General features: G+C 66.9%; 13 protein-coding genes. 9 read left to right on the top strand and 4 right to left on the bottom strand.

Annotated elements, in window-relative coordinates; all coding sequences use genetic code 11:
• Positions 1 to 70: 70 nt before the first annotated feature.
• Positions 71 to 1,180 carry an FAD-dependent oxidoreductase gene (locus tag ACFYO1_RS31530; protein WP_387238917.1) on the bottom strand — a complete coding sequence of 370 codons (1,110 nt, stop codon included), beginning with the start codon at positions 1,178 to 1,180 and terminating at the stop codon, positions 71 to 73.
• A 69-nt stretch (positions 1,181 to 1,249) separates the two neighbouring features.
• Here ACFYO1_RS31530 and ACFYO1_RS31525 point away from each other — a divergent pair, with 69 nt between their 5' ends.
• From ACFYO1_RS31525 to ACFYO1_RS31515, 3 genes are all read left to right on the top strand, one after another.
• Positions 1,250 to 1,930, top strand: a complete 681-nt coding sequence (locus tag ACFYO1_RS31525; protein WP_387238914.1) for a TetR/AcrR family transcriptional regulator — start codon at positions 1,250 to 1,252, stop codon at positions 1,928 to 1,930.
• A 96-nt stretch (positions 1,931 to 2,026) separates the two neighbouring features.
• A complete protein-coding gene (locus ACFYO1_RS31520) occupies positions 2,027 to 2,482 on the top strand; it encodes a VOC family protein (protein ID WP_387238911.1) in 456 nt (151 codons plus the stop codon).
• Positions 2,479 to 2,817, top strand: coding sequence for a hypothetical protein (locus ACFYO1_RS31515; protein ID WP_387238908.1), 339 nt, complete (start codon positions 2,479 to 2,481; stop codon positions 2,815 to 2,817). Before ACFYO1_RS31520 ends, ACFYO1_RS31515 begins: the two co-directional genes overlap by 4 nt.
• A 111-nt stretch (positions 2,818 to 2,928) precedes the next feature.
• Here the strand turns inward: ACFYO1_RS31515 and ACFYO1_RS31510 are convergent, their stop codons facing one another.
• Entirely contained in the window at positions 2,929 to 3,258 is a 330-nt protein-coding gene (locus tag ACFYO1_RS31510) for a hypothetical protein (protein ID WP_387238905.1), read from the bottom strand.
• A 310-nt stretch (positions 3,259 to 3,568) separates the two neighbouring features.
• On the opposite strand from ACFYO1_RS31510, the gene ACFYO1_RS31505 reads away from it, so the two are divergent.
• On the top strand, positions 3,569 to 4,159 hold the full coding sequence (locus ACFYO1_RS31505) for a DinB family protein (protein ID WP_387238902.1): 591 nt from the start codon (positions 3,569 to 3,571) through the stop codon (positions 4,157 to 4,159).
• Between the two features lie 136 nt (positions 4,160 to 4,295).
• Entirely contained in the window at positions 4,296 to 4,691 is a 396-nt protein-coding gene (locus ACFYO1_RS31500; RefSeq protein ID WP_387238899.1) for a hypothetical protein, read from the top strand.
• 144 nt (positions 4,692 to 4,835) lie between these two features.
• Here the strand turns inward: ACFYO1_RS31500 and ACFYO1_RS31495 are convergent, their stop codons facing one another.
• Positions 4,836 to 5,330: a MarR family winged helix-turn-helix transcriptional regulator gene (locus ACFYO1_RS31495; protein ID WP_387238896.1), complete on the bottom strand. Its 495-nt coding sequence runs from the start codon at positions 5,328 to 5,330 to the stop codon at positions 4,836 to 4,838.
• A 90-nt stretch (positions 5,331 to 5,420) separates the two neighbouring features.
• On the opposite strand from ACFYO1_RS31495, the gene ACFYO1_RS31490 reads away from it, so the two are divergent.
• Positions 5,421 to 6,116, top strand: a complete 696-nt coding sequence (locus ACFYO1_RS31490; RefSeq protein ID WP_387238893.1) for an SDR family NAD(P)-dependent oxidoreductase — start codon at positions 5,421 to 5,423, stop codon at positions 6,114 to 6,116.
• A 1-nt stretch (position 6,117) separates the two neighbouring features.
• Here the strand turns inward: ACFYO1_RS31490 and ACFYO1_RS31485 are convergent, their stop codons facing one another.
• On the bottom strand, positions 6,118 to 8,688 hold the full coding sequence (locus tag ACFYO1_RS31485; RefSeq protein ID WP_387238890.1) for an MFS transporter: 2,571 nt from the start codon (positions 8,686 to 8,688) through the stop codon (positions 6,118 to 6,120).
• Between the two features lie 645 nt (positions 8,689 to 9,333).
• Here ACFYO1_RS31485 and ACFYO1_RS31480 point away from each other — a divergent pair.
• From ACFYO1_RS31480 to ACFYO1_RS31470, 3 genes are all read left to right on the top strand, one after another.
• Positions 9,334 to 9,825 (top strand): hypothetical protein, encoded by a 492-nt coding sequence (locus tag ACFYO1_RS31480; RefSeq protein ID WP_387238886.1) that lies wholly within the window; start codon positions 9,334 to 9,336, stop codon positions 9,823 to 9,825.
• 211 nt (positions 9,826 to 10,036) lie between these two features.
• Positions 10,037 to 11,329, top strand: a complete 1,293-nt coding sequence (locus tag ACFYO1_RS31475; protein ID WP_387238883.1) for a PP2C family protein-serine/threonine phosphatase — start codon at positions 10,037 to 10,039, stop codon at positions 11,327 to 11,329.
• The gene (locus ACFYO1_RS31470) at positions 11,326 to 12,939 is read left to right on the top strand and encodes a CHASE3 domain-containing protein (protein WP_387238880.1); all 1,614 of its coding nucleotides are present in this window, start codon (positions 11,326 to 11,328) and stop codon (positions 12,937 to 12,939) included. The genes ACFYO1_RS31475 and ACFYO1_RS31470 overlap by 4 nt, the downstream gene beginning before the upstream one ends.
• Positions 12,940 to 12,979 lie beyond the last annotated feature (40 nt).

The following is a 12,979-nucleotide window of genomic DNA, read 5'->3' as shown; positions in this document are numbered from 1 at the left end:
GACAAACTGTCCGGCAGGGGGTTTCGCATTATTGCTCACCCACGGGGCAAGCAACGTGTTCGGCGGCCGCTCAGCCAGGCTGGAAGAAGGCCAGCAGTCTCTGAGCGGCGTCCGGCGACATCAGCAGTTCCTGCATGTCCGCGGACATGCGGGCGGCCGCGCTGGTGCGTTCGAACATTTCGCGTTCGTATTCCTTTACCGCGGTGGGGAAGTCGTTCGGATGGGCGGCCAGCGCGAGCCCCAGGACCGCGCCGTCGAGCAGGGCCATGTTGGCGCCCTCCCCGACCGGCGGCATCAGGTGCGCGGCGTCGCCGAGCAGCGTGACACCGGGCGTCGACGGCCAGGTCAGGCCGACGGGGAGGGTGGTGAGCGTGCGCGGCGCGATCGCGTCGTCGCAGGCCGCGATCAGCGCGGTGATGCGGGGGTGCCAGCCGGGGAGCAAGTCGATCAGCCGCGCGCGAGCGGCGGCCGGATCGTCGAACGGGATCGCGCCGGCGGCGAACCAGTCCTCGGCGGTGTTGTAGAAGCTGAGGCCGACGCGCACACGGCCGTCGCCATTTCGCTGCGCTCCCAAGGATATTCCGTTGCCGATGACCCAATAGTTTCCGCGCCCGACCATCGCCGCGAGGTCGGGATGCGTGCGGTCGATGTCGGGGATGCCGAGCTCGACGACGTTCTGGCCGATATGCGCCGGGCGGGCGTCGGTGAGCAGCGGGCGGACCCGGGACTGCGCGCCGTCCGCGCCGACCAGCAGGTCACACGTCGCGCTGCTGCCGTCGGCGAATTGCAGCATGCCGTGCCTGGCGGATGTACACGCGTGTCCCCAGCGCACCACCCCTTCCGGCAGGGAATCCAGCAGCAGGTTGCGCAGATCGAGCCGGTCGACCTCGGGGCGATCGAGCGGGGCGTCGTCGGGTGTGTCTTCTTGCAGCAGAAGGGTGCCGTCCGGCTCGAGCAGCCGCATGTCCTGACCTTCTCTGCGGGCGATCGCGTAAAACTCGTCGATCAGACCGGCCGCGTGCAGCGCCCGCTGGCCGGAGTGGATGTCGAGCATGCCGCCCTGCCCGCGCGCATCACGTGCCGGTTCACGTTCGTACACCACCGAATCGATCCCGTTGACGTGCAGTACCCGCGCGAGCGCCAGGCCGCCGAGGCCGGCCCCGACAATGGCGATGGTCATGATTGCCCTCCTTCGATACACCGCATAGCTCGATACACTGTATCGACAGATGCGATGTATTGTCAGTTCATGCTGGTATGGGAAAGGCCGGAGCCACCGAATCGACCCGCGCCGGCCCCGCTGAGCCGGGAACAGATCGTCCAAGCCGCGATCCGGCTGGCCGACGCGGACGGCCTGGACGCGGTGTCGTTTCGCAAGATCGCCGCCGAGCTGAACGTCGGCCCGATGCGGCTCTACGGCTACATCGACGACAAGGCGGAGTTGCTCGACCTGATGGTCGACGCCGTCCAGGCCGAGATCCGGCCGGCCGGCGACGGGTGGCGGGCGATGCTGCAATCGCTGGCCGAAGCCACCCGCAACGCCGCGCATCGGCACGAATGGCTCGCCGAATTGCTAGGTGGCCGACCGCAACTCGGACCCCATGCACTGACCAACGGGGAGACGGTGGCGGCGGCGTTGCGCGATCTGGACGTGGACGCGGTCATGCCGATGGTCGCCGCCGTCAACGCGTACGTGACCGGCGCGGTGCGCCGGGAGATCGCCGAGCGGCGGGCCGAGCGGGCCACCGGCCTGGACGAGCGGGGCTGGCAAGCCGCGCGCGGGCCATACCTCACGCGCGCCTTCGCGACCGGGCAGTTCCCCGCGTTGTCCACGGTCGTGCACGATGCCACGCACCTGGACGCCGACCAGACCTTTCAGGCCGGGCTCCGCTTCCTGCTCGACGGCATCGCAGCCGGCTTGCCGAGCTGAGCGTTCGCCCGACACCGATCTCACCAATAGAGTTCCCTTAGGGAACTCAAAGGTGCTACCGTCCTCAGCGTCTCCGACAACGTAGGAAGGTATCGAATGGGCTTCGCGCAGCGCTTCGACCACGTCGGCATCACCGTTGCCGACATCGACACCGCGACAGCGTTTTTCGTCGGTCTCGGGCTGGAAGCAGACCAGAAGATGACCGTCGAGGGCGAGTTCCTGGACACCGTGATCGGCATGACCGGCGCGGCCACCGAGATCGTCATGCTGCGGTTACCCGGTGGCGGAACGACGCTGGAACTGTCGAGCTTCGTCCGGCCCGATCACCTCCCCGGTTCGCCCGCCGCCCCGGCCAACGAACTGGGCCTGCGCAACGTCGCCTTCGTGGTCACCGATCTGAAGGCCGCGGTCGAGCACGCCGCCGCCGACGGCTACGGCCTCGTGGGTGGCATCGGCGAATACGAAGGGATGTGGCGGATGGCCTACATCCGCGGACCCGAAGGAATCATCGTCTCGCTGGCCGAGCAGATCGAGAATCGAGGAACAGAATGACCACGACAATCACCGACGAGCAGATCCAGGCCCTGGCCGCGACCGCCAAACCGTTCAGCGTCGCGCTCCTCCAGTGGGGACCGAAGCGGACCATGGACGGCGCGGACGCCATCGAACTCGAACACCAGCGGCGCATGGTGTCGCTGCGCGCCGACGGCGTGATCGCCGTGCTCTGCCCCGTCGTCTCCGACACAGTCGCCGGCGTCGCCATCATGACCGTGCCCGCCGAGGAAGCCGCGCAGATCATGGCCGGGGACCCGTGCGTGCAAGCCGACATGATCCGCGTCGAGGTACACCCCAGCCTCGGCTTCCCCGGAGACGCCATCCCCGCCTGAACCATCGACCCGACCGTGCCCGCGGCCGGTGCCTGCTGAATCCACTGCCCCGGTCAGTGAGCAGTACGGCCCGGCCGCACTGGACGGTCGAGCCGAACCGTTTCTCGGACTTCAGCTTTCGCAAACCCAGCTGTAGGGGTCGTGCACATTGAAGGCGTGGGCCTTCGCCCGGTTGCCGTATTGCGCACGGCATGCCGCGTTCATATCGATGCCGTTGTCGTACTTCATGACTTTGTCGCTGTAGCAGCGCCAACCGAAAGCATCCTGCGTGACCAGCGTAGCGTTCCACCACACATCTCCGCCGTGGTTCGCACGGCAGGCGCGCTGGACGTCGATACCGCCGAGTACACCCGCCTGGGCAGGCGCGACCGCGATCAGCGCGCCACCGATGCCCAAACAAAGAGCGAAAGCCGATCTGATCAATGTTTTCCGGATTTCCATGCTGCTCCTTACCTTTCCAGGTGCGCTCCGACCGTCCGGCACGACGATTGCCGAGACGTACCTGCCCGATAACGTTCCCCCGCATGGGTTCGAGGCGGTAGTCGAGCGAACAACCGACAACGTGGGTGCCCGGGGGGCAATGGAATCCACCCCGGACCTGAGGAAGCGTTCAGCGGTTCGGCCGGTCCTACGTCATTCATCCAGGGCACCATGGCAATTCGAGCGAACCGGCCTCGTCTCGCGAGTGAATTTTGCTGGTGGCGACCGGAAAATGGGCGGGGTGGGTGGGTCTCCTGGCAGAGTGCTCGACATGACTGCCTCCGATCCCAAGACGGATCTGCACCGGTATCTGCGGTATGCCCGCGAAGCGATGTTGTGGAAGCTCGATGGGCTGTCCGAGTATGACGTTCGCCGGCCTATGACGCCTACCGGCACCAATCTGCTGGGGCTCGTGAAACATCTCGGCGCGATCGAGTTCGGGTATTTCGGCGACACCTTCGGACGGCCGGTCGACGAACCCATCACGAAGCTCGATTTCGACGCCGATCCCACGGCCGACATGTGGGCCACCGCCGATGAATCGCGGGCGGACATCATCGCGTTCTATCAGCGGGCCTGGGCGCACGCCGACGAGACGATCGACAGCCTGGACCTGACTGCCGAGGGTTCGGTGCCGTGGTGGACGAAGGACCGGGTCGTCACTCTGCATCGGATCCTGGTGCATGTGACCACCGAGACCAACCGGCATGTGGGACATGCCGACATCATTCGCGAACTCATCGACGGCGCCGCCGGCCTGCTCCCGCACAACGACAACCTGCCTACCAGCGATCCGGACTGGTGGCAGGGGTATCGGTCCAAGCTGGATGACGCCGCGAAACAGGCGGCCGGACTCGACTGACCGAGACGTCCTCGCGCCCGCCGTCGATCCGGTGGGGCCACTGGGCAATCCCGGGGTGGCGGGCGAGCGGCTCGGCCGGAATCATCGGTCGGGTGACCGTTGCGGCGCACCCGGCCGCTTGTTCGGAAGGTGCACTATGCGATTCGGGAAGGCGCGGTCCATGCGGCCGGGACTGCTTGGGCAGGAGGTACCTTCGGTCGTAAAACGCGTGAACGGTCTCGGCCTGCTCGAACTCGGCACGGCAGCTCGCTCCCACGGCTTCTCCGCCTACGGCAGACCACTGTGGACCAAAGCTTCTCTGCCAGAGATAGTCTCGGTCGTGCTGATCCCGATCTGCGCCAAAACCACTGTCGCAGGCCGCCTTCAGGCCTGGCGATGCTACGCCGGCGTCACCTTGGACGGGCGCGGAACATTCAGTTTCACCGTCGACATCTCCCCCACGGATTTCGACAACCTGCCCACCGTCACCGACCCCTGGGACGTGGCCGAAGCACTCCTATACCACTCCCCCCACCTGCCGGTAGAAGATTGACGCACCCTCGTCAGAGCCGACGATCACCCTCGCTATCGGTCGGATGATCAGGAGGAACTGATGCAGGCATCGCCCGAGAGACCAGTTACACCAATTCCTTGTGATCACTTGTCCAGCAGCGCATCTCGGCGCGAGGCTCGTAGTTCAGCGTGATTGGTTGGCCGTGATCAGTGTGCGCAGGGCTTGTTTGAGCTGGTGGGCGGCTGGGGCGCCGAGGGCTGCCAGGAATTGGTGTTCGCAGTTGTCGATTATGGTGGCGCCGGAGTGGAGGATGGCGCGGCCGGGCGGGGTGAGGGTGACGGTGTTTTTGCGGCGGTCGGCGGGGTGGGGGCGGCGTTCGACCCAGGCTTGGGTTTGCAGGCGGTCGATGAGTGCGACCATGGTCGTGCGGTCGATGCCGAGGAGGTCTGCTACTTCCTTTTGTGAGCGGTCGGGCTGATCGTCCAGGCAGTTGAGGGCCGCCCATTCCTGAGGGGTGATGCCCAGCGGGGCGAGTTCGGCCGAGGTCAGCTCCGCGTAGTGCAGGGCTGCGTGTTTGAGCAGGTATCCGAGCCGAGGCAGCGCGGCTTCTTCGGATGGTCGCGGCGGGTGAGCAGGAATCGGCACCTGGAGACCATATACTTTCTTGATCGTCAGCATTGCTGATCATCAGCGATTGTGACTATTATCGGGAGGGTCAGGTCGCGCTGCGCGGATCTTTCCGAATCTCATTGCTCTCGAGGGGTATTCATGACGAAGTCGATCGCCGTACTCGGCGCCGGGCCGGGCCTCGGCCAGGCCGTCGCACACCGTTACGCGGACGAAGGGTACGACGTGGTGCTGGTCGCCAGGCGCCGCGAGCCGCTCCAGGCGTTCGCCGAGAAGCTCTCCGGAACAACGCATATCATCACCGCGGATCTGGCCGGCACCGGCGCGATTCCCACGCTCGCCGAGCAGATTCGTTCCGCCGTCGGCGATCTCGACGTGTTGTACTACGGCGCGGCGGCCAACGGTTTCGTCCCGGTGCTCGATCTGACCCCGCAGCACGTTCGAGACCTGATGCGGCTCGGGGTCTACTCCCTGCTCGAGCTGGTGCGAGAGTTTTTGCCCGCCATGGTGTCTCGCGGAGACGGCGCGATCCTGAGCGCACAGGGGGCGAGTGCCGTGCACGGGAATCCGCGCGTCGCGGGCGGGCTGACTCTCGCCGCCCAGCGCAACTACCTCCAGGCGTTGCATGCCGAGGTGGCCGGGAAAGGCGTCTACGTCGGCGGCCTCTATATCGGCGCGGCGATCGAGAACAGCGCCTGGCACACCGAACTCGAACGCGCGAAGGCGGCCGGTGAACCGGTCTGGGACGTGCCGGTCGTCTCCCCCGCCCACCTGGCCGAACTGCTGTGGGACATGCATCAGGACAGGAACGAGGCGGACGTTACCTACGCCGGTTGATCTACTGCGAATCCTCCAGCTGGTAGCCGAGTTTCACGTCGTGGTTGACCTCGCCACCGGCGACGGTGATCTGGCTGGTCGACGGTGGGTAACCGCGAGCCACGACGGTGTACTGCCCCTGGGGCAGATCGGTGACGAGGTAGCGGCCGTTGTCGTCGGTGCGAGCGGTGGCGGTGAGATCACCGGTCGTGTTGAGGACGCTGATCTGCGCGTCCGGGACGGGACGACCGTCTTCGGCCAGCGCGGACCCGGCGAGCACCGCCATGGGCGACATCTCGATGTCGTGCCGGAGCAGCCCGGCATCGGGAACGGTGAGGGTGGTCGCGCTCGGGCGCATATGTTCGGCCACGGCGACCAATGTGTAGGTGCCGGAGACGATCCCGTGGCACACGTAGCGCCCGTCGGCGGTGGTCATCGCCGCGCCGACCACTTCACCGCGCAGGTCGGTCAGGGTGATGGTGGCGCCGTAGAGCGGGGTGCCGCTGGCGGCGGAGCGCACGATGCCGGACAACTCACCGGAGCCGAGCAGGGTGAGATCCAGATGCTGGGCCCGCTGGCCCACCGAAACCGTCACCGCCGCGGGCTGATGGCCGGTGGCGGAGATGATCAGCACATAGCTGCCGGTCTCGGGCACACCGATGACGTAACCGCCGTCCGCGTCGCCGGTCGCCCGCGAAACCTGATGCCCGCGTTGATCGATCAGGGTCAGCGCCGCGTCGGGCACCGGATGCCCGTTCTCCCGCCGGATCCGTCCACCGATCGCCCCATCGCCGTACCCTTCGAAACCCTCCACCGAGTCGAGCACGGTCACCGTGGAACCGGTTGCCGCCATGGCGAACTCGGGCGAACCGTGACCGCGGTGTTCGGCGGCCGCCGGCCTGCCGACCGCCCCGGCGAGCACCGGTTCGGGTTCGGCGAGCGCCTGCGCGGCGCCCTCCCAGATCTGATCCTCGTCCCAGCTCGACTCCGTGGCCGGGCCAGGTGCACGCACGGCGGCAGGCACCGGATTGTCCTGCAACGGGATCTCTTTCATGAACATCAACACCAGGCAGGCCAGCAACGCCACCGCCGCGGCGACATAGAACACCCAGTGCATGGAGTTGGTGAAGCCGATCAGGATCGGCACCTTCAGTTCGTCGGGCAGCGCCTCGATGCCACTGGTGTTGCTCTGCATGTTGCTGAGCTGCTCGGCATCGAAACCGGCCGGCAACGTTCCGCCGAACGCGTCGATGATCTTGTTGGGCAACAGGTTGAACAGGATGGTCAGGAACACCGCGACGCCGAGGGTGCCGCCCATCTGCCGGAAGAAGGTCGCCGCCGCGGTGGACACGCCCATGTCCGAACGCCGGCCCGCGTTCTGCGCCGCGATCACCAACGTCTGCATGCAGAAACCGAGCCCCAGCCCGATCACCGCGCAATACGCCAGCGGCTGCCACAGCACGCTGTCGTAGTGCACCTGCGCGTACAGCGCCGAGCCGACCGCGGTGATGAAAGTGCCTGCCACGGGCAGGATCTTGTAGCGCCCGGTCTTCTTGGTGATCCGCCCGCCGAGCTGCGAGCCGACCGTGATGCCCATGACCAGCGGCAGCATCAGCAGCCCGGCGTTGGTCGGGGTGAAGCCGCGCACCACCTGGAAGTACTGCGGCACCATGGTGATCGCGCCGAACATGGCGATGCCGACGATGAAGCCGCCCGCGATGGTGACGCTGAACGTCGAACTCTTGAACAGCCGCAACGGAATCAGCGCCGCGTCCTTCATCAGGAACTCGACGAGCAGGAACAGCAGCAGCCCGACCCCGCCGACCCCGTAGCAGAGCAGCGCCCGATCCGATTGCCAGCCCCAGTTCCGCCCCTGCTCGGCGACCACCAGCAGCGGCACGGTGCAGATCGTCAGCGTCACCGCGCCGAACCAGTCGATGCGGTGATTCTGCCGCTGGTGCGGCACATTCAGCACCCTGGCGACCACGAGCCAGGCGAGCACACCCACCGGGACGTTCACCAGGAACACCCAGCGCCAGCCGGCGATGCCGCCGAGGGTGTCCAGATCGGAGAAGAACCCGCCGAGCACGGGCCCGAGTACGGTGGCGAAACCGAAGACCATCATGAAATAGCCCTGATATCGCACCCGCTCGCGGGCGGGCACGATATCGCCGACGATGGTGAACGCCAACGACATCAGGCCGCCCGCGCCGAGTCCCTGGAACGCGCGGAACCCGGCGAGCTCATACATCGAGGTGGCGAAGGTGCAGGCCACCGAGCCGACGATGAACAGCCCGATTGCCGTGAGGTAGAACGGCTTACGCCCGTAGATGTCGGCCAGCTTGCCGTAGAGCGGCGTGGTGATCGTCGCTGTGATCAGGTAAGCCGTTGTCGCCCACGCCTGTTCGTCGAAGCCGTGCAGGCTGTTGGAGATCTTCACGATCGCCACGCTGACGATGTTCTGGTCGAGCGCGGCCAGGAACATGCCGAGCAGCAGACCGGACAGGATGGTCAGGATCTGCCGGTGTGACAGTGCGGGACCCGCGTCCGCTTCCAGGCCCGGCGGCATTGCCTGGGTGGTGGAATTCGTCATGTGCGCCCTAATTCTGGTCGGCTGCGTTGTCAGCGGTCTTTCTCGAACACGCGCTTCCGCTCGTCGGTCGCCCCGAATATGCTGCGCGGCCATCGATCGGATCGGCTCGGCACTCGCCAAGCCTTGTGACACAAGCGATCTGCACTAACTACTGCTGGTAAAACTCTCAGCGGTGCGACAGTTCGGCGAGCTTACCGGTGTGCTGTGGGCCGCCAACGGGCGTGGCCCCTCCCCATTTTCACCAGCAGACCTACCAAAACCGCGCAACTAGTTGCTGTCGCGAACAATACATAAGCCTGTCAATCCATTATCACCGCGGGTGGCGGGTTCCGGAGAAACCCGCGCCCAGATAGCCGCCTGCTATGTAAGGTCTTTCGTGTCTCGCCGCGCGCGGGACATGCTTCTGCGGCGCGGGCTGCGGTTCGCCTTTGTCGCAGGTTCCGACCAGCATCCGGCGACAGGGGGAAACAACAGATGTCCGAAAACGACCCGGCACCCGACGCAGCACCACCGGCGCCGAACCCACCCAGCGATCCGCCACCCGCACCGAACGACACCAGGCCGGCGGGCTCCACCTCTTTCTGGCGGCCGGCATCCTTGTGGCGGTCGACTCTGCTCTGGACAGTGGTGGGCAGTGTCGCGACCGTGATCGCTTTGATCTACACCGTCGCCCACGACCGCGGCTCCGATTCGCCCTCGGCCGCGCCGGCCGACTCCGCTGTCCCAGGCCTGTCCCCGCGACCGACCACCCCTGAGCCGCCCTCCCTCACCCACGGCCACCAGAAGATCGCCAACGTCGAGGGCATCGACCTGGACACCGGACAGGTTTACTACCAGGACAAATCCGGCGTAGACATGAGCCCGTCCAAAACCGCCGACTCGCTCAACGCCATGACCGACGGCCACGCCCGCTTCGCCGTCCCGCGCACCGACGCGGGCTCCGGCCTGGACCGCTGCAGCGCGATCGTGCCCGGTGCTTGGAGCCAGACCCTGGACAACGTGTACCACCTGCCCACCGGCGGTCACCTCTGCGTGCAAACCGATCAGGGCAATCTCGCGGAACTCACGCTCACCCATATTCCTTCGGCCGCGGAGCAATACCTCGAATTCGACTTCACCACCTGGCGTCCCAGGTAAACCATCGCCGCGCGGGCCCGGCACTGTACCGGTCGGCGTATGCGACACCCGCCCCACCCGGTAAGTCTCGCCAGATGCCGCGGGGGCGGTAATGTGGCACGTCGCGTGGTACAAGACCCGGAGGGTGCGCTGCGCGAATGTGGGTACTCCGCGTTAGTCGTATTTGACGACGACCGAGTAGGTCAACGCGGATGGAAGGAGACCGGAGTCGATGCTTTCCGGGCAGAGTGGGCAGATAGGCCTTCTCGGCGACGGTGACGGCAAGGCCCGCGCAGAAGCACCGATTCCTGAGCGCCGACCAGACCGCGCTGCCGTCTGGAGTTGGCCGGATCTGTCGGTGCTGCTGGTCGAGGACGATCAGGCCGACGCGTTGCTGGTCGAGGAGTTGATCGCCGATGGCGCGCCGGGTCTGCCGGTGCGCTGGGTGCGGTCCGCGGCCGAGGCGCGGGCGCTCCTCGCCGAACAGCTACCCGACTGTGTGCTGCTGGACCTGCACCTCCCCGACGCCGACGGCCTGGAGGCTTTGGGCGTGGTGCGCGAGTACACCGACCGGGTCGCGGTCGTCGTGCTCACCGGGCTGGACCAGGAGCAGATCGGGCTCGCCGCGGTCGCCGCCGGCGCCCAGGACTACCTGGTCAAGGGCCGGATCGAGCCCGAATTGTTCGGTCGCGCACTGCGTTACGCCATTCAGCGTAAGCAGGCCGAACGCGCCGCCGCGGCCCTGCGGACCAGTCAGATGCGCGCGCAGGAAAACGCCCGCCTCGAACGTGGCCTGCTACCGACGCCGCTGCTGCGCGGCGAACGCTCGGTCGACATCGTCGCGCGCTACCGTCCGGGCCGGGCCAACGCGCTGCTCGGCGGCGACTTCTACGACGTGGTGCAGCAGGCCGACGGCACCGTGCACGCGCTGATCGGCGATGTCGCCGGCCACGGACCGGACGAGGCCGCGACCGGCGTCGCCCTGCGGCTGGCCTGGCGCACCCTGGTGCTCAGCGACATCTTCGGCCTGCGTCAATTGCGGCTGCTGGAGGAAGTCCTGCTCGCCGAACGCACCGGCAAACAGACCTTTGCCACCCTCACCAGCCTGGTTCTGCGCCCCTGGGATCACCGGGTCGTCATCACCAGAGCCGGTCACCCCGGCATGCTGATGCGCACCGGCACGCAGGTGGATTGGGTCGAGGTGCCGGGCGGTCCCGCGCTCGGCTTCCTGCCCGGTCGCGCCGAATGGTCGACCCACGAGATCGCGCTGCCCCTGGGCACCGGTCTGATGTTGTTCACCGATGGGCTCTTCGAGGGACATACCGACGCGGGCCAGGACCGCCTCGGCGAGGAGGGCCTGCTCGAACTGGCCCGCACGGTCAGCGCGGCGGATCCCGCCGTGTTCGTCGACGAGCTGGTCCGGCGCGCGGAGGCGCTGGCCGAGTCGCACGGCGGGCTCGAAGACGACGTGGCGGTCATGTACTTGCAGTGGAATCACCGAGACCTGAAGCAGGACAATCGATGACGACTCCCCCGAGCAAGCAGTCCGTGGCCGGTCGGTTCACCGTCCAGGGCTGGTTCATGCTCGTGCTGGCCCTGATGGTGATCCTGGTGGTCATCGGCACGGTGATCGGCGCGCATCAACTCACCAAAACCAACCGGGTCGCCGACCGGATGGTCGAGCAGTTGCAGCCCGCGACCGCCGAGACCTACCGCCTGCAAGGCGCGCTGATCAACCAGGAGACGGGCATCCGCGGCTACGCCATCGGCGCCGACGCCCAATTCCTCGCACCGTATTCCGAAGGCGTTCAGGACGAAGCGCAATCCGCGGACAAGATCCGCCGGCTGCTGGCCGACCGTCCGCAGCTGCTGGCCGACCTCGACGCGGTGGAACGGGCGGCCGCCGATTGGCGTAGCGGGTATGCCGAACCGCTGGTCACCTCGGTGGCCGCGCGTGGCCCGCGGGCCATCGGGGAGGCGGACGCGGCCCGCGGCAAGGCCGCCTTCGACAAGCTCCGTGCCCTGTTCACCACGCAGAACGCCGACCTCGCCACCGAGGTCGACAGCGATCAGGCGGAGCTGCAACGCACCCGCACCGTGCGGGATACCGTGCTGGGCGCGATGGTCGCCGCGTTCCTGATCGCCGCGTTCGCGCTGACCGCGCTGGTGCGCAAGCTGGTCGCCCGCCCGCTGAACTATCTGGAGACCGCGTCCCGGCGGGTGGCCGATGGCGACTACGAACACCACATCACCGCGCACGGCCCGGCCGACCTGACCACCGTGGCGGAGGCGGTGGAGGCCATGCGCCGCCAAGTCGTCGCCGAGCTGGAGACCTCCCGCGTGCAGGAGGCGGCGCTGGACGCGCAGACCGCGGAGCTGCGCCGCTCCAACGCCGAACTCGAGCAGTTCGCCTACGTGGCCTCGCACGATCTCCAGGAACCGCTGCGCAAGGTCGCCGCGTTCTGCCAGCTGCTGGAGAAGCGCTACGCCGACCAGCTGGACGAGCGCGCGATCCAATACATCGACTACGCGGTCGACGGCGCCAAGCGGATGCAGGTGCTGATCAACGATCTGCTCACCTTCTCCCGGGTCGGCCGGGTCATCGACGGCAACGTGCCGATCGGCCTGGACCAGACGCTGGACAAGGCGATGACCAACCTCTCGGTGGCCGCCGAGGACGCCGAGCTACGCCTGGAACGCCCCGACGAGTTGCCCAGGATCAACGGCGACCCGACGCTGCTGACCATGCTGTGGCAGAACCTGATCGGCAACGCGATCAAATTCCGCGCGCCCGATCGGAAGCCGGTGGTCGAGCTGGCCTGTGTCGCAGATGACGACAGGGGCGGCTGGTTGTTCTCGGTGACCGACAACGGGATCGGCATCCCGCCGGAGTTCGGGGAGAAGGTGTTCGTGATCTTCCAGCGGTTGCACAATCGCGAGGAATACACCGGCACCGGGATCGGGCTGGCCCTGTGCAAGAAGATCGTCGAGCACCACGGCGGCAAGATCTGGCTCGACCCCGAATACACCGGCGGCACCCGGTTCTGGTTCACGCTGAACTCCCCGGTGCCGGCGGATGACACGAACACATCGAAAGAAATCGCCACGCAAGCCGAACCCAGCTTGCCCGGCTGATTCCCGAAGAATTTGCCCCGCAATACCCTTGACCCGATGA

It is taken from the genome of Nocardia sp. NPDC006044, assembly GCF_042871115.1.
Lineage (GTDB): Bacteria > Actinomycetota > Actinomycetes > Mycobacteriales > Mycobacteriaceae > Nocardia.
The sequence above is the reverse complement of the archived record's forward strand: the minus strand, read 5'-3'. Positions and strand labels throughout refer to the sequence as shown.